Origin of the sequence: Bradyrhizobium niftali (assembly GCF_004571025.1) — a bacterium.
Classification (GTDB): Bacteria; Pseudomonadota; Alphaproteobacteria; order Rhizobiales; family Xanthobacteraceae; genus Bradyrhizobium; species Bradyrhizobium niftali.
On sequence record NZ_SPQT01000043.1, the window covers coordinates 1 to 16,305 of the forward strand.

11 protein-coding genes and 1 pseudogene are annotated in these 16,305 nt (G+C 63.5%); 10 read left to right on the forward strand and 2 right to left on the reverse strand.

Annotated elements, in window-relative coordinates; translation table 11 throughout:
* Nucleotides 1–258 (forward strand): annotated as a pseudogene (locus tag E4K65_RS42290) (FAD-containing monooxygenase EthA); the annotation flags it as partial.
* A 400-nt stretch (nucleotides 259–658) separates the two neighbouring features.
* Here the strand turns inward: E4K65_RS42290 and E4K65_RS42295 are convergent.
* Together E4K65_RS42295 and E4K65_RS42300 are read right to left on the reverse strand one after the other, a co-directional pair.
* Nucleotides 659–1,585, reverse strand: a complete 927-nt coding sequence (locus tag E4K65_RS42295; protein WP_167771597.1) for a response regulator — start codon at nucleotides 1,583–1,585, stop codon at nucleotides 659–661.
* Complete coding sequence (locus E4K65_RS42300; protein ID WP_135179140.1) at nucleotides 1,569–4,940, reverse strand: hybrid sensor histidine kinase/response regulator; 3,372 nt, start codon at nucleotides 4,938–4,940, stop codon at nucleotides 1,569–1,571. The genes E4K65_RS42295 and E4K65_RS42300 overlap by 17 nt, the downstream gene beginning before the upstream one ends.
* 166 nt (nucleotides 4,941–5,106) lie before the next feature.
* Between E4K65_RS42300 and urtA the strand changes: the two genes are divergently transcribed.
* From urtA to E4K65_RS42345, 9 genes are all read left to right on the forward strand, one after another.
* Nucleotides 5,107–6,366 carry an urea ABC transporter substrate-binding protein gene (gene urtA, locus E4K65_RS42305; RefSeq protein WP_027542194.1) on the forward strand — a complete coding sequence of 420 codons (1,260 nt, stop codon included), beginning with the start codon at nucleotides 5,107–5,109 and terminating at the stop codon, nucleotides 6,364–6,366.
* A gap of 148 nt (nucleotides 6,367–6,514) precedes the next feature.
* Nucleotides 6,515–7,441 (forward strand): urea ABC transporter permease subunit UrtB, encoded by a 927-nt coding sequence (gene urtB / locus E4K65_RS42310; RefSeq protein ID WP_135179141.1) that lies wholly within the window; start codon nucleotides 6,515–6,517, stop codon nucleotides 7,439–7,441.
* An 18-nt stretch (nucleotides 7,442–7,459) separates the two neighbouring features.
* Entirely contained in the window at nucleotides 7,460–8,602 is a 1,143-nt protein-coding gene (gene urtC, locus E4K65_RS42315) for an urea ABC transporter permease subunit UrtC (protein WP_135179142.1), read from the forward strand.
* 64 nt (nucleotides 8,603–8,666) lie between these two features.
* Nucleotides 8,667–9,422, forward strand: coding sequence for an urea ABC transporter ATP-binding protein UrtD (gene urtD / locus E4K65_RS42320; RefSeq protein ID WP_011083791.1), 756 nt, complete (start codon nucleotides 8,667–8,669; stop codon nucleotides 9,420–9,422).
* 10 nt (nucleotides 9,423–9,432) lie between these two features.
* A complete protein-coding gene (gene urtE, locus E4K65_RS42325; RefSeq protein ID WP_135179143.1) occupies nucleotides 9,433–10,122 on the forward strand; it encodes an urea ABC transporter ATP-binding subunit UrtE in 690 nt (229 codons plus the stop codon).
* A gap of 27 nt (nucleotides 10,123–10,149) precedes the next feature.
* Nucleotides 10,150–11,379 (forward strand): formamidase, encoded by a 1,230-nt coding sequence (gene fmdA / locus E4K65_RS42330; RefSeq protein WP_027542198.1) that lies wholly within the window; start codon nucleotides 10,150–10,152, stop codon nucleotides 11,377–11,379.
* 92 nt (nucleotides 11,380–11,471) lie between these two features.
* A complete protein-coding gene (locus tag E4K65_RS42335; RefSeq protein ID WP_135179144.1) occupies nucleotides 11,472–11,849 on the forward strand; it encodes an FmdB family zinc ribbon protein in 378 nt (125 codons plus the stop codon).
* 45 nt (nucleotides 11,850–11,894) lie between these two features.
* Nucleotides 11,895–12,935 carry an aliphatic amidase gene (locus tag E4K65_RS42340; protein WP_135179145.1) on the forward strand — a complete coding sequence of 347 codons (1,041 nt, stop codon included), beginning with the start codon at nucleotides 11,895–11,897 and terminating at the stop codon, nucleotides 12,933–12,935.
* 378 nt (nucleotides 12,936–13,313) lie between these two features.
* Nucleotides 13,314–16,295, forward strand: a complete 2,982-nt coding sequence (locus tag E4K65_RS42345) for an autotransporter outer membrane beta-barrel domain-containing protein (protein WP_135179146.1) — start codon at nucleotides 13,314–13,316, stop codon at nucleotides 16,293–16,295.
* Nucleotides 16,296–16,305 lie beyond the last annotated feature (10 nt).

A 16,305-nucleotide genomic window follows, 5' to 3' on the forward strand; every position in this document is an offset into this window, starting at 1 on the left:
GTCTGCCGCCTGCTCGGACACATGAAGGCGAAGGGCAAAAAGAAGGTCGAGGTACGCTTGCGACCCGAAGACCACAACATGCCGATCCTGCCCTGGATCGATCCGGAAAACTTCAATCCCGGCTACATGATGCGCAACATGAATCTTCTGCCCAAGCGCGGCGACAAGCCGGAATGGCAGCACAGCCAGGATTACTGGACCGAGAAGGACGAGATCCCGAAGACGGATCTGGACGACAAGGCGTTCGTTTACGGGTGAGGTGCGTTCGCGCTGACCACACACTCCGCTGTCGTCCCGGCGAAGGCCGGGACCCATACCGCGAGGTCTATCGATTGCGGATGGTGCTAATCCCGCACGACCAATCTTCGCCAAATCTCTCCCTGTGATTATGGGTCCCGGCCTTCGCCGGGACGACACCGTCTGTTGGGCATGCGGTGCCTCAACTCATTCACGCCGCAGCTACGAATTCCGCCGTCGTCCCGGGGCGCGAAGCGAGCCCGGGACCCATACTCCCAGGCCGTGGTTATAGGGCGGACAGGTCACTCCGAGTCTTCGCCAAACATCTTCCTGTGGTTATGGATCCCGGATCTGCGCTTCGCTTGTCCGGGACGACCACCGTTGTTTGGGTGAACGGCGCCTCAACTCATTCGCAGTACCGTCACGAATTCCGCCTTGTCGCGCTCGTCGCAATTGCGGCGGCAGCCGTCCGGTTCTCGACCCCCAGCTTCGAATAGATCTGCTCGAGATGCTTGTCGACCGTGCGCGGGCTCAATCCCAGGATCTGCGCGATGTCGCGATTGGTCTTGCCCTTGCTGAGCCATGCCAGCACCTCGCCTTCGCGGGTGGTGAGTCCGAGTTCGCTGGTGAATTCAGGCGGCAGTGCCGAGCCGGACTCCTTGGACAGCCGCAGCAGGAACTCGTTGGGCGCGGTTTCGCCCATGTAATAGAACCGGAGCTGCGGATTGTCGGGCAAGGAAGCACCTTGCGATTTCGAGCTGCCCTTGCCCTTGGCCTGCTCCAGCCATTGCAGCAGCGATGGCGGCAGGGCGAAGTCGTCGGCCTGTGCGCCGTGGTGATCGGACAGCAGCTTCTGCGCCTGCGGGGTCGCCCAGAGGATGTTGCCCTGGCGGTTGACCGCGAACAGGAAGCGGCCGGAGACGTCGAGCGCGGCGCGCGCACTCTGGGTCAGGCGGGCGTTGCCGAGATGGACACGGATGCGCGCCAGCATCTCCTCGATCACGATCGGCTTGGTCACGTAGTCGACGCCGCCGGCGTCCAGCCCGCGCACGATATGCTCGGTCTCGGCAAGGCCCGTCATGAAGATCACGGGGATGTTGGCAAGCCCCGCATCGCGCTTGAGGCGGCGGCAGGTCTCGAAGCCGTCCATGCCGGGCATCACCGCATCGAGCAGCACGATGTCGGGCGTGATCTGGTCGACGATGCGCATCGCTGCCGCGCCGTCGAGTGCCACCATCACCGTCATGCCGGCGCCGTCGAGCGCGTCGGTGAGCAGCCGCAGCGTTTCGGGAGAGTCATCCACAACGAGCGCGACGTCGCGCTTCTTCGAGTCAATGCTCATGCGCATGCAACGTCTTCAATGTGGCCATGTACTGGTCGAGATCGAAGCGGTCGACCAGCGATCGCATCTGGGCGACGAAGTCGGCGTGCTCCGGATGCTCGCTGCCGATCTCGTCGAGCTTCAGCTGGATGCCCTTGACGTAGCCGATCTGGCCGAGCCCAATCAGCTCCTCGATGTGTCGCGGCGGCGGCCGTGAGCCGCTCTCGGGCTGCCAGAACGGCACCGCGATCTCGTCCGGGCCGTACTGCCATTCGATCTTGAGCAGCTGGCGGATCGTCTCCAGCAGCCGCGGAATGTCGATCGGCTTCATCAGATAGCCGTCGTGGAATGGCTGTGCCAGCGGCGTGCCATGAGCCTCGAGCGCACTTGCCGAGACCATCAGGATCCGGGCCTGGTGATGGCCGCTCGCGCGCAGCGTCTCCGCGACCGTCCAGCCGTCCATGCCGGACATGGAGATGTCGAGCAGGAACAGATCGGGCCGGCAATGCTGCGCCAGCGCGAGGCAGCCCGGGCCGTCGGTGGCGCTGAGCAGGATGAAGCCGAGCGGCGTCAGCACCTCGCGCAGAAGGTCGCGATGAACGGGGTCGTCGTCGGTGATCAGGATCGTCTTGCGCGCGCCGTGATAGCCGGAGACCGGCGCTTCCACCGGCGCAATGCGCTGGGGATTGGCGACCTCCGACAGCAGGATCTTGACCTTGAACGTGCTGCCGGTGCCGACCGTGCTCACGACCTTGATGTCACCGCCCATGACGCCGGCGAGCAGCCGGCTGATGGTCAGCCCGAGGCCCGTTCCGGTCTGCGGCTGCGAGACACCGAGGGCGCCGCGTTCGAACGGCGCGAAGATGCGCTCGAGATCGTCGCCCTGGATGCCGGGACCGGTGTCGATCACCTCGAACTCGGCAACGGGGCTGCGATAATGCACGACGAATTGCACGCTGCCGGCCTGGGTGAATTTGATCGCGTTGGAGAGCAGATTGATCAGCACCTGGCGCAGCCGCTTCTCGTCGGCATACACGACGACCGGTAAATGCGCCGGACGCCTGAACACGAAGTCGATGCCCTTGGCGGCGGCCTGGAGCCGGAACATGCCGACGAGCTGGTCGAGGAATTCGCTGAGGCGCACCTCGTCGCGCGAGAGATACAGCCGCCCCGCCTCGATCTTGGAGATGTCCAGAATGCCGTCGATCAGGCCGGAGAGATGGTCGGCGCTGCGGCGGACGACGCGGACCTGATCGCGCGGCTTGGTGCTCAGCGTCGCATCCTGCTCGAGGAGCTGTGCATAGCCGCTGATCGCATTCAGCGGCGAGCGCAGCTCGTGGCTGAGGCCGACGACATAGCGGCTCTTGGCGAGGTTGGCGGATTCGGCGACCTCCTTGGCGCGCTGGAGCTCGGCGTCGGTGCGCTTGTGCGCGTCGATCTCCTGGATCAGCAGCGTGGTCTGCCGCCGCGTCTCGGCCTCCGCGGCGCGGCGGCTCTGCTGCGCCAGCACGAACAGCCAGGCCACCACGCCGATGATGATGCTGAGCGAGAAGAACACCTTCCACAGCACATCGGAGACGAGCATGTTCTCGCCATGCACGCTCGCGGAGGTCTGGAGATAGATCAGCCCCAGCACGAGCGCGACGAGCCCGGCCGAGACCACGAACACGCCGATGTAATGGCCGAGCTGCGAATTGATCCGCTGGTAGATCGGCTGCGGCAGGATCTTGCCGAGCGTCTCGGAGAACTGCGTCTGTGCGCGCGCATGCGGCTTGCAGAGGTCGTGGCAACGGGCGTCGAGCGAACAGCACAGGGAGCAGATCGGCCCGGCGTAAGCGGGGCAGGAGGCCATGTCCTCCGGTTCGAACGAGTGCTCGCAGATGCAGCACTGGATCGCCTCGATGTTCTGCCAGCTCCGCTTCGGTTTGCGCGCGATGTAGTATTTGCCGCCGGTCGCCCATGCGATCAGGGGGGCGGCGAGGAAGGCAACCGCCAGCGCGATGAAGGCCGACAGCGCCTTCGCGGTCGGCCCGAACAGGCCGTAGAAGGCGCTGATGGAGAGAATGGTCGCGATCGTCATCGCGCCGACGCCGACCGGATTGATGTCGTAGAGATGCGCGCGCTTGAACTCGATCTGCTGCGGCCGCAAGCCAAGCGGCTTGTTGATGACGAGGTCGGCGACCAGGGCACCGACCCAGGCGATCGCGACGTTGGAATAGAGCGCCAGCGTCTGCTCCAGCGCCTTGTAGACGCCGATCTCCATCAACAGCAGCGCCACGATGACGTTGAAGACCAGCCAGACCACGCGGCCGGGATGGCTGTGGGTCAGGCGCGAGAAGAAGTTCGACCAGGCGATCGAGCCGGCATAGGCGTTGGTGACGTTGATCTTGACCTGCGACAGGATCACGAAGGTGCCGGTCAGCGCCAGCGCGAGGTCCGGCTGCGACAGCACGTATCGAAAGGCCTCGAGATACATATGCGCCGGCTCGGCGGCCTCTTCGGGCGGCACGCCGTGGCCGAGCGCGAAGAAGGCGAGGAACGAGCCCGCCAGAAGCTTCAGCGCGCCGAGCACGATCCAGCCGGGCCCAGCGCTCATCAGTGCGATCCACCAGGAGGTCCTGGAGGCGCGACGGTCGCGCGGCAGGAATCGCAGGAAGTCGACCTGCTCGCCGATCTGCGCCACGAGCGAGAACACGACCGAGGCCGCAACACCGAACAGCAGTAGATCGAAATGTCCGTTGAGGTCGCCGTGCTCGCCCGAGAACTTGCGCCACTCCGTAAAGGAGTGTGGGTTGTGCCAGGCGATCGCTGCAAACGGCATGATGTGGAGCACGATCCAGAGTGGCTGGGTCCAAAGCTGGAAGCGGCTGATCAGCGTGATGCCGTAGGCCACCAGCGGGATGATGACGACGGCGCTGATGAGATAGCCTACGGGGCGCGGAATCCCGAAGCACATCTCGAGCGCGGACGCCAGGATCACCGCTTCGATCGCAAAGAAGATGAAGGTGAAGGACGCGTAGATCAGCGAGGTGATGGTCGAGCCGATGTAGCCGAAACCAGCGCCGCGCGTCAGCAGGTCAATGTCGATGCCGCATTTGGCGGCATAATAGGCAATCGGCACGCCGCAGCAGAAGATGATGGTCGAAACCACGAGGATCGCGGCGGTGGCGTTGGTGACGCCGTAGTTCAGGGTGATGGTGCCGCCGATCGCCTCCATCGCCAGGAACGAGATCGCGCCCAGCGCGGTGTTGGCGACGCGGGCGGTGGACCAGCGGCGCGCGCTCTTGGCCGTAAAGCGCAGCGCGTAGTCTTCCAGCGTCTGGTTGGCGACCCATTGGTTGTACTGGCGCCTGACGCGGTCTATTCGCTGCCGCCCTGCCACTTAACCCCACTCCGATACGATCCGGATCCCTCGCAAAACCCGTACCAAAAGCCTACGTCGGCATTTTGCGGTGCAGTATACGCGATCTTGCGTATGCTTGCGCTGCACAAATTCGAGCCATCCTCACGGCACCAATCGCGTGTCCTCGAACAAAAGTGGGGTGCTCATGTCAGACGAAGCAAACAAGGGCCTGTTGTCGCCGCTCCGGCGCAAATTATTGATGGGAATGGCGGCCGTGCCGGCCATCACGATGCTGCCGCGGGCGTCTTTTGCGCAGGCCCCGGCGACCTCGGCGGTCAATACCACGGGTCTCGCAGTCACCGATACCGAGGTGACGGTCGGCATCCTGCATTCGGCGACCGGCACCATGGCCATCTCCGAGACCGGCTCGATCGAAGCTGAAAAGCTCGCCATCGAGCAGATCAACGCCATGGGCGGCGTGCTCGGCCGCAAGATCAAGTTCATCCAGGAAGACGGCGCCAGCGACTGGCCGACCTTCGCCGAAAAGGCCAAGAAGCTGCTCGTCAACGACAAGGTCGCGGCGATCATGGGCTGCTGGACCTCGGCCTCGCGCAAGGCCGTGCTCCCGGTCATGGAGCAGTACAACGGCATGCTCTACTACCCGACCTTCTACGAAGGCCTCGAGCAGTCCAAGAACGTCATCTACACCGGCCAGGAAGCGACCCAGCAGATCCTCGCGGGCCTGAACTGGATCGCGAAGGAGAAGGGCGCGAAGTCGTTCTTCTTCATCGGCTCCGACTACATCTGGCCGCGCACCTCGAACAAGATCGCGCGCAAGCACGTCGAGAACGTGCTGAAGGGCAAGGTCGTCGGCGAGGAGTATTATCCGCTCGGCAACACCCAGTTCAATTCGGTCATCAACAAGATCAAGCTGACCAAGCCCGACGTGATCTTCACCGACGTCGTCGGCGGTTCCAACGTCGCGTTCTACAAGCAGCTCAAGGCTGCCGGCATCGACCTCGCCAAGCAGCCGCTTTTGACGATCTCGGTGACCGAAGACGAAATCGACGGCATCGGCGGCGAGAACATCGCGGGCGCCTATGCCTGCATGAAGTACTTCCAGTCGCTCGACAACCCGAACAACAAGACCTTCGTGCCCGCGTTCAAGAAGCTGTGGGGCGAGAAGACCGTGATCGGAGACGTCACCCAGGCTGCCTATCTCGGCCCGTGGCTCTGGAAGTTGACGGTCGAGAAGGCCGGCTCCTTCGACGTCGACAAGATCGCGGCGGCTTCGCCGGGCGTCGAGTTCAAGGGCGCTCCGGAAGGCTATGTGCGCATCCACGAAAACCATCATCTGTGGTCGAAGACCCGGGTGGGGCGCGCCAAGCTCGATGGCCAGTTCGAGCTGATCTACGAGACCGCCGATCTCGTCGAGCCGGATCCGTTCCCCAAGGGCTACCAGTAATAAGCGCTACCAGTAAGAGGCGCAGCCTCTGCCGCGGTCTCCCTCGAGGCAAAACCGCTCCCTGGCGTGGATCGCAAGTCCATGCCCAAGACCCCCGCGTCGCGAACCTGCTCGCGACGCGGGACCCTTTCCCTGACGGAGGACATCGATGTTCGGCGACTACTCGATTGGCGACCTTGGCTCCATCTTCGTCATGCAGGGTTTTGCGGGACTGATCCTGTTCTCGGTCTACGTGCTGATGGCGCTTGGTCTTGCGATCATCTTCGGCCAGATGGGCGTCATCAACATGGCCCATGGCGAGTTCATGATCCTCGGGGCCTACGTCACCTGGATGACCTCCAATCTATTCCAGACCTACTTGCCGAGCCTGTTCAGCGGCTACTTCTTCCTCGCGATGATCCTGGCCTTCGTCGCGTCCGGCGCGCTGGGCATGCTGGTGGAATGGGTGCTGATACGGCACCTCTACAAGCGCCCGCTCGATACGCTGCTCGCCACCTGGGGCCTCAGCCTCATGCTCCAGCAGGCCTATCGTTCCGTGTTCGGCGCACGCGAGGTCGGCGTCGAGCTGCCGCAATGGATGCTCGGCTCGCTGCACGTGACCGACAGCATCGAGGTGCCGATCAACGGCGTCTTCGTGATGTGCCTCACTGTGCTGATCACCATCGGCGTCGCCTATGTCATGTACAAGTCGCGCTGGGGCCGCCAGGTCCGCGCTGTCGTGCAGAACCGCATCATGGCTGGCGCGGTGGGCATCAACACCGAAAAGGTCGATCGCTACACCTTCGGTCTCGGTTGCGGCATCGCCGGTGTCGCCGGCAGCGCCTTCACGATGATCGGCTCCACCGGGCCAACCTCTGGGCAGCTCTACATCGTCGATACGTTCCTGGTGGTCGTGTTCGGCGGCGCCGCCAGTTTGATCGGCACCATCGCCTCGGCCTTCTCGATCTCGCAGACGCAATCCACCCTCGAATTCTTCATGTCGGGCTCGATGGCGAAAGTGCTGACGTTGCTCGCGGTTGTCGGAATCCTGATGCTGCGGCCGCAAGGGCTGTTCGCCCTCAAGGTCCGCAAGTGAGAAACTGGGGCTGATGCAATGACCGACAATCGCTTCTTCAACCGATCGGAGTTCATCGGAATTCTGGTGCTCGCGGTCTTCCTGGTGGTGATCCTGCCGCTCACACTTGATGTCTTCAGGCTCAATCTGGTCGCAAAATACCTGACCTACGCCTTCGTCGCGCTCGGCCTGGTGATCTGCTGGGGCTATGGCGGCATTCTCAGCCTCGGTCAGGGCGTGTTCTTCGGGCTCGGCGGCTACTGCATGGCGATGTTCCTCAAGCTCGAGGCGTCGAGCGTGGAGAACACCAAGATCCAGTCGACGCCCGGCATTCCCGATTTCATGGACTGGAATCAGATCACCACGCTGCCGCTGTTCTGGAAGCCATTCAGCAGCCTCACCTTCACGATCGCCGCCATCGTTCTCGTGCCTGGCATCTTCGCTCTCATCATCGGCACCGCGATGTTCAAGCGCCGGGTCGGCGGCACCTACTTCGCCATCATCACCCAGGCGGTCGCGGCCATCCTCACCATCCTGATCGTGGGACAGCAGGGCTACACCGGCGGCATCAACGGCATGACCGACCTGCGGACGTTGAAGGGCTGGGACATCCGGCCTGATCACGCCAAGATCGTGCTGTACTTCTTCGAGGTCGGACTGCTGTTCGCCTGCATCATGATCGCGCAGTTCGTCCGTCACTCGAAGCTCGGGCGCATCCTGGTCGCGATGCGGGAGAAGGAGGACCGGGTCCGCTTCTCCGGCTACAGCGTCGCGAACTTCAAGATCTTCGCCTTCTGCATCGCCGCCGTGTTCGCTGCGATCGGCGGCGCCATGTTCGCGCTCAATGTCGGCTTCATGTCGCCGTCCTTCGTCGGCATCGTGCCGTCGATCGAGATGGTGATCTACACCGCGGTCGGCGGCCGGCTCTCGATCCTCGGCGCGGTCTACGGCACGCTGCTGGTCAACTTCGCCAAGACCAGTCTGTCGGAAACCTTTCCCGAATTGTGGCTGTTCGGTCTTGGCGGATTGTTCATCGCCGTGGTCCTGGCCTTCCCGAACGGTCTCGCTGGGATCTGGGGCGACTACGTGCAGCCGCGCATCGATCGCCTGATCTCGTCGCGCAAACCGAAACCTGACGGCTGGACCGACAGTTCGGTCGCCGACGGCGCCCCGGCAGAGTGAGGAGATCATCATGCTCGTAGGTCACCACGATGCCGATGCCATGCCGGCAGTGAGGAGATAGGTCATGCTCGTCGGTCACCAGCCCAAGGAATTCCTGCTCGCCGTCGAAGCGCTGACCGTGTCGTTCGACGGCTTCAAGGCGGTCAACGATCTCTCCTTCTACGTCGACGAGAACGAGATCCGCGTCATCATCGGCCCCAACGGTGCCGGCAAGACCACCGTGCTCGACCTGATCTGCGGCAAGACCAAAGCAACGTCGGGCTCGATCCAGTTCCGTGGCAAGGAGCTGACGCGGATGAAGGAAAACGAGATCGTCAAGACCGGCGTCGGCCGCAAATTCCAGAACCCGTCGATCTACGACGATCTCACGGTGTTCGAGAATCTGGAGATCTCCTATCCGCGCGGCCGCTCGGTGTTCGGCGCACTGACCTTCACCCGCGACGCCGCCGTGCGCGACCGGGTGCACGAGGTCGCCGAGATGATCTTCCTGAAGGACCGGCTCAACGTGAACGCCGATCTGCTCAGTCACGGCCAGAAGCAATGGCTCGAGATCGGCATGCTGCTGATCCAGGACCCGGACCTCTTGATGCTGGACGAGCCCGTCGCCGGCATGAGCGTGTCCGAGCGCGCCAAGACCGCCGAGCTTCTCAACCGCATCATCAAGAACCGTTCGGTGCTGGTGATCGAGCACGACATGAAATTCGTCGAGGACATCGCGCACAAGGTCACCGTGCTCCACCAGGGCCAGATCCTCTCCGAGGGCACCATGGAGAAGGTGAAGAACGATCCCAAGGTCGTCGAAGTCTATCTCGGTCACTAGGAGCGCGATGATGCTGGCAATTTCCGATCTTCACGTTGCCTACGGCCAGAGCGAGGTGCTGCACGGGCTCAACGTCAATGTCGCGCCGAACGAGATCGTCGCGATCATGGGGCGCAACGGCATGGGCAAGACCACGCTGATGAAATCGCTGATGGGCATCCTGCCCGCCAAGAGTGGCTCGGTGACCATGGACGGCGCCGAGCTCGGTGGTCTGCCGAGCTACGAGCGGGTGGCCAAGGGCCTCGCCTATGTGCCGCAGGGGCGCATGATCTTCTCCACCATGACGGTGAAGGAGAACATCGAGACCGGCCTCGTCGTCTCCGGCGGGACCGAGGTGCCTGAAGACATCTACGAACTATTCCCGGTGCTGTTGGAGATGAAGGGGCGCCGCGGCGGCAATCTCTCCGGCGGCCAGCAGCAGCAGCTCGCGATCGCACGCGCGCTCGCGACCAAGCCGAAGGTGCTGCTGCTGGATGAGCCGACCGAAGGCATCCAGCCCTCGATCATCAAGGACATGGCGCGCACCCTGAAGCGCATCCGCGACGAGAAGGGCCTGTCGATCGTCGTGTCCGAGCAGGTCCTGAGTTTCGCACTCGATATCGCCGACCGCGTGCTGGTGATCGAGAACGGCGAGATCGTGCGCGACGATCCGCGCGACAGCGTCGATGCCGCGCAGGTCTCCAAATATCTGTCCGTCTAACCAACCGTGTAAAAGGGGAGCATCTCGATGCCAGAGACACTGATCAAGGTCGATCTCACCAAGTCGGCTTACGAAAATGACATGGTGCATAACCGCTGGCACCCCGACATCCCGATCGTGGCCTGGGTCAATCCCGGCGACGATTTCATCATCGAGACCTATGACTGGACCGGCGGCTTCATCAAGAACAACGATTCCGCCGACGACGTGCGCGACATCGACCTCTCGATCGTGCACTTCCTCTCCGGTCCGATCGGCGTCAAGGGCGCCGAGCCCGGCGATCTCCTGGTCGTCGACCTGCTCGACGTCGGCCCGATGAAGGAGAGCCTGTGGGGCTTCAACGGCTTCTTCTCCAAGCAGAATGGCGGCGGCTTCCTCACCGACCATTTCCCGCTGGCGCAGAAGTCGATCTGGGACATCAAGGGCCTCTACACCTCGTCGCGTCACGTTCCCGGCGTCAACTTCGCCGGCCTGATCCATCCCGGCCTGATCGGCTGTCTGCCCGATCCGAAGATGCTGGACATGTGGAACAAGCGCGAGGCCGAGCTGATCTCGACCAATCCAACCCGCGTGCCAGGCCTCGCCAACCCGCCGTTCGCGCCGACCGCCCATGGCGGCCGCGCCAAGGGCGACGTCAAGGCCAAGATCGGTGCCGAAGGCGCGCGCACCGTGCCGCCGCGCGAGCATGGCGGCAATTGCGACATCAAGGACCTGTCGCGCGGATCGAAGATCTACTTCCCGGTCTATGTGCCCGGCGCCGGTCTCTCGATGGGCGACCTGCACTTCAGCCAGGGCGACGGCGAGATCACCTTCTGCGGCGCGATCGAGATGGCCGGCTGGCTGCATCTGAAGGTCGAGGTGATCAAGGACGGGATGGCGAAATACGGCATCAAGAATCCGATCTTCAAGCCGTCGCCGATCACGCCGAACTACAAGGACTATCTGATCTTCGAAGGCATCTCGGTGGATGAAGCCGGCAAGCAGCACTATCTCGACGTCCACATCGCCTATCGCCAGGCCTGCCTCAACGCCATCGAGTACCTGAAGAAGTTCGGCTACTCCGGCGCGCAGGCCTACTCGATCCTCGGCACCGCGCCGTGCCAGGGTCACATTTCCGGCGTGGTCGACGTGCCCAACGCCTGCGCCACGCTGTGGCTGCCGACGGAGATCTTCGACTTCGACGTGATGCCGTCGGCGGCTGGACCCATCAAGCACATCACGGGCGATATCCAGATGCCGATCTCGCCGGACAAGTGATCCCTGCGCGACGGGATGCGGGACGGCGCGCATTTGCCGCCCCGCATCCGCCGCGAGGTGCGTTGAACAGGCAAGAGCGTGGGGATGATGCGATGCCGGTCTATGAATATCTCTGTGACGACTGCGGTCCGTTCAAGGACCTGCGCCCGATGGCGGAATGCGACGATCCGCAAAGCTGTCCGCATTGCGAGACCATGGCGCCGCGGGTGATCCTGACGGCACCGAATTTCTTCTGCATGCCGGCGGAAAAGCGCAAGGCGCACGCCGTCAACGAGCGCAGCACGCACGCGCCGCAGACGCTCGCACAATACAAGGCCTCGCACGGTCCCGGCTGCGGCTGCTGCTCCACGGGCAAGACGGTCAAGGACAAGGGCACGGCGGACAAGAAGAAGCCGGCGCGGCTGATGACCAAGAGCAAGAGCGGCGCCAAGGGTTTTCCCACCGCGCGCCCCTGGATGATCAGCCACTGACGCCACGCGCCAACATCAAACAGGTAAATTACAGGAGCGTCCGAAATGCTTCACGGTGACATTTCCAGCAGCAACGACACCGTCGGCGTCGCAGTGGTCAACTACAAGATGCCCCGCCTTCACACCAAGGCCGAGGTGCTCGACAACGCCCGCAAGATCGCCGACATGGTGGTGGGCATGAAGGTCGGCCTGCCCGGCATGGACCTCGTGATCTTCCCCGAATACTCCACCCAGGGGATCATGTACGACTCCAAGGAGATGTATGAGACCGCTTCGGCGGTGCCCGGTGAAGAGACCGCGATCTTTGCCGAGGCCTGCCGCAAGGCGAAAGTGTGGGGCGTGTTCTCGCTGACCGGCGAGCGCCACGAGGAGCACCCGCACAAGGCGCCCTACAACACCTTGATCCTGATGAACGACAAGGGCGAGATCGTCCAGAAGTACCGCAAGATCATGCCGTGGGTGCCGATCGAGGGCTGGTATCCCGGCAACTGTACCTATGTCTCCGACGGCCCGAAAGGCCTCAAGGTCAGCCTGATCATCTGCGACGACGGCAACTACCCGGAAATCTGGCGTGACTGCGCCATGAAGGGCGCCGAGCTGATCGTGCGTTGCCAGGGCTACATGTATCCGGCCAAGGAGCAGCAGGTCCTGATCTCCAAGGCCATGGCATGGGCCAACAATGTCTATGTCGCGGTCGCCAATGCCGCCGGCTTCGATGGCGTCTATTCCTATTTCGGCCACTCCGCGATTATCGGCTTCGATGGCCGCACACTCGGCGAGTGCGGCGAAGAGGATTACGGCATCCAGTACGCCCAGCTGTCGAAACATCTGATCCGCGATGCGCGCCGCAATGGTCAGTCGCAGAACCATCTCTACAAGCTGGTCCATCGCGGCTACACCGGCATGATCAATTCCGGCGACAGCCCGCGCGGCATTGCGGCGTGTCCGTATGATTTCTACAAGAACTGGATCGCCGATCCCGAAGGCACGCGCGACATGGTCGAGGCGATGACCCGCTCGACGCCGGGGACCGACGAGTGTCCCATCGACGGCATTCCGAACGGGGCGGCGGCGTCGAATTACTAGCATCGCCGGCGGCGCAGGTTGAGCTCGATGCCTGGATGATCGGCCATTGATGTGAATGGCCGTCCATAGGCGCCGACGTTCCGAGAGGTCTGCGCATGCGCGGAATGGGAATGGCGCCCGGCAAACCGTGGCGCGGTTGCAACATGGACGCCTGAATCTGTTCAGGTTGCTTTGCCATTGGCGGATTCTCGACGCGCACCGGTTCTACCGGTCATCCTCATGGCCTAAGTTCCGCGCGGTGCCGCCAGGAGCGCCGTCCGTGAGGGGAAGAGTGTGGAAGTTTGGTTGCGATCGAGCGGGCCGGGTTGCTCGCACCTGAGCACTGTCGCAATTCGCACGGCATTCTGGGTCGGCCTCACCTTGGGCGCATCTGCCGCCATGACCTCCGCCGGAGCGCAGCAATTCTTCAACGGATCGCAGACCACGCCGAACGGTGCCGTCAATGGCGGCGGCGGCGTCTGGGACTCGACCACCACCAACTGGACGGATTTCTCCGGTTCGACCAGCACCGCTTACGATCCGTCGTCATTCGGCACAACGTTCGGCAGCGGCGGTCCCTCGACGCCGGCCACAGGCGGCACGGTGACGGTTACGCCAGGCGGCGTGCAGCTCACCAGTCTCGTGGGCTTCGATCTCACCGGCGATGGTTCGATCTATACCATCCAGGGCGGCGACCTCAGGCTGGCCCCGGGCGGCACCACGTTCTTCACCAATGATGTCACGGGCAGCGGAGCCCCCTCGGCCGCGATTGCTTCCCGCATCACGGGCAGCGGCGGCATCTCCGTGCAGGGGCCCGGCATCCTGGCGTTGCTCGGCGCCAACACCTATTCCGGCGCCACGTTCATCTGCAACTGCGGCTCGTTGCAGCTTGGCGATGCGACCCATACCGCCAGCATCATCGGCGCTGTCACCAACGAGGGCCTGTTCAAGATCGTCAATGCCGACACGTCGGGCATCACGTCGCTGCTCAACGACTTCTCCGGCACGACGACGTTTCTCAACGCGACCTCCGCGAGCGCGATGGTGATCACCAACAGCGGCCAGGTGTATTTCGGCGATCTGGCCGGTGGCGGGACCGATACCGCGACGGCTGGCCGGGCGACCATCATCAATGATGGCGGTTTGACCAGCTTCTTTGGCCGCACCAACGCGGGCACGGCCAGCATCACCAACCAGAATGGTGGCGGCGTCGCGTTCCTCGAGCAATCCTCGGCCGGCTCGGCGACCATCGTGAACAATGATCTCAGCGGGACTGTGTTTGGTACGCTGAGTGGATCCGACACCGCGACCGCGGGCAACGCGACGATCGTCAACGAGTTCGGCGGCCGGACCAATTTCGGCGCGTTCACCACGGCCGGCAATGCCGCCATCATCACCAGGGACGGCGGCAAGACCGAGTTCTTCGACAATTCCACCGGCGGCAATGCGCGGTTCATCACCACCGGGACGGGCATCGTAGATTTCGGGGTCAGCGTCGGTCCCAACAGCGACGGCCGCATCACGGCCGGCTCGATCGAAGGCAGCGGCTTCTATTACATCGGCGGCGGCAACACGCTCGTCGTCGGCGGCAACAACCGCTCGACGGAGGTCAGCGGTGTCATCGGCGACTACGATCCCTGTAGTTGCGGTCCCGCCGGTCCGGGCTCGCTGGAAAAGGTCGGCAGCGGCACGCTGATCCTCTCCGGCACGAACACCTATACCGGCACCACCACGGTCAATGGCGGCATCCTGCGGGTCGATGGCAATATCTCGCAATCGAGCCTGACCACCGTCAACGCGGGCGGCGCACTGTTCGGCGCAGGGATCGTCGGCAACACCGTTATCGCCAGCGGTGGCATCTATGCGCCTGGTGACGGCGGCCCCGGCTCGAGCATGCTGGTTCTGGGTGACCTCGCCTTCCAGTCCGGTGCGCTGTACCTCGTGCAGGTCGGCAGCGGAACCACCGCGAGTTTTGCAAACGTTGTCGGCAACGTTACCCTGAATGGCACCGTCGGCGTCTCGCTCTCTGCCGGCAGCACCATATTGCCGCACTACAAGATCATGCAGTTTTCCGGCTCGGCTACCGACAACTTTGTCGGCGTTGCCGCGCCCGGGGGTCTCATCGGCACGACCAGCGTGAACCCTGGTGGCACCGTCTATCTCAATTTCACGCTCGACTATGGCGCGAAGTACGCCCTCAACATCAATCAGAAGAACGTCGCCACGACGCTTCAGAACTTCTTCAACGCCAATGGTTTCCTGCAAGCCGAATTCGCGGGCCTCGGCCCCAACGGCTTGACGCAGGCTTCCGGCGAGTCGGCGACAGGTTCGCAGCAGACGACATTCAACGCGATGAATCTGTTCCTCGGCCTGCTGACCGAAATCTACGGCTCGGGGCGCAGCGGCGCTTCAGGTGCGACGCCATATGCCGATGACGCGAGCGCAAGTGCTTATGCCGCGGCAGGCAAGATCCCGCGTGACAAGAGCGCGCGCGACGCGTTCGCCTCGATCTACCGCAAGGCACCGGCCGCGACTTTCGAGCAGCGCTGGGACGTGTGGGCGGCCGGCTACGGCGGCTCCCAGACGACCGACGGCAATGCCGGCCTCGGCTCGAACAACACCACCAGCAGCATCTACGGCACGGCCGTCGGTCTCGACTACCGTTTCTCGCCGTCGACCATCGCCGGCTTCGCGCTTGCCGGCGGCGGCACCAGCTTCGGCGTCACCGGCCTCGGCTGGGGCCACTCCGACCTGTTCCAGGCCGGCGCTTTCGTGCGTCATACCGCCGGACCGGCCTATATCACGGCTGCGCTGGCCTATGGCTGGCAGGATGTGACCACCAATCGCGTCGTCATCGCCGCCGGGTTCGACCAGCTGCGCGCCCAGTTCAATACCAACGCGTTTTCGGGCCGTGTCGAGGGTGGCTACCGCCACGCGATGTCATGGATCGGCGTCACGCCCTATGCGGCGCTGCAGGCCACCATGTTCGGCCTTCCGGGCTATTCGGAGTTCGCCGTGGCCGGCAGCAGCGTCTTCGCCCTCAACTATGCGGCCAAGGACGTGACCAGCACCCGCACCGAGCTCGGCCTGCGCGCGGACAGGTCATTTGCCGCTGCCGGCGGCCTGATGACGCTGCGCGGCCGCGTTGCCTGGGCGCATGACTACAATCCGGATCGTACCGTCGGCGCGGTGTTTCAGACCCTGCCTGGATCGGCTTTCGTCGTGAATGGCGCCGCGCAGGCACGCGATTCCGCGCTGACCACGGCGTCGGTGCAGGTGAACTGGATGAACGGCTGGTCCGCATCGGCAACCTTCGACGGCGAGTTCTCGAACGTCACGCGTTCCTACGCCGGCAAGGGACTCGTGCGCTACGCGTGGTAGGCGCGGCTCA

Excerpts from the sequence above, each read along its gene's own strand:
- E4K65_RS42295 (WP_167771597.1), bottom strand. The coding sequence starts at position 1,585 with ATGCGCATGAGCATTGACTCGAAGAAGCGCGACGTCGCGCTCGTTGTG.
- urtA (WP_027542194.1), top strand. The coding sequence starts at position 5,107 with ATGTCAGACGAAGCAAACAAGGGCCTGTTGTCGCCGCTCCGGCGCAAA.
- urtB (WP_135179141.1), top strand. The coding sequence starts at position 6,515 with ATGTTCGGCGACTACTCGATTGGCGACCTTGGCTCCATCTTCGTCATG.
- urtC (WP_135179142.1), top strand. The coding sequence starts at position 7,460 with ATGACCGACAATCGCTTCTTCAACCGATCGGAGTTCATCGGAATTCTG.
- urtD (WP_011083791.1), top strand. The coding sequence starts at position 8,667 with ATGCTCGTCGGTCACCAGCCCAAGGAATTCCTGCTCGCCGTCGAAGCG.
- urtE (WP_135179143.1), top strand. The coding sequence starts at position 9,433 with ATGCTGGCAATTTCCGATCTTCACGTTGCCTACGGCCAGAGCGAGGTG.
- fmdA (WP_027542198.1), top strand. The coding sequence starts at position 10,150 with ATGCCAGAGACACTGATCAAGGTCGATCTCACCAAGTCGGCTTACGAA.
- E4K65_RS42335 (WP_135179144.1), top strand. The coding sequence starts at position 11,472 with ATGCCGGTCTATGAATATCTCTGTGACGACTGCGGTCCGTTCAAGGAC.
- E4K65_RS42340 (WP_135179145.1), top strand. The coding sequence starts at position 11,895 with ATGCTTCACGGTGACATTTCCAGCAGCAACGACACCGTCGGCGTCGCA.
- E4K65_RS42345 (WP_135179146.1), top strand. The coding sequence starts at position 13,314 with ATGACCTCCGCCGGAGCGCAGCAATTCTTCAACGGATCGCAGACCACG.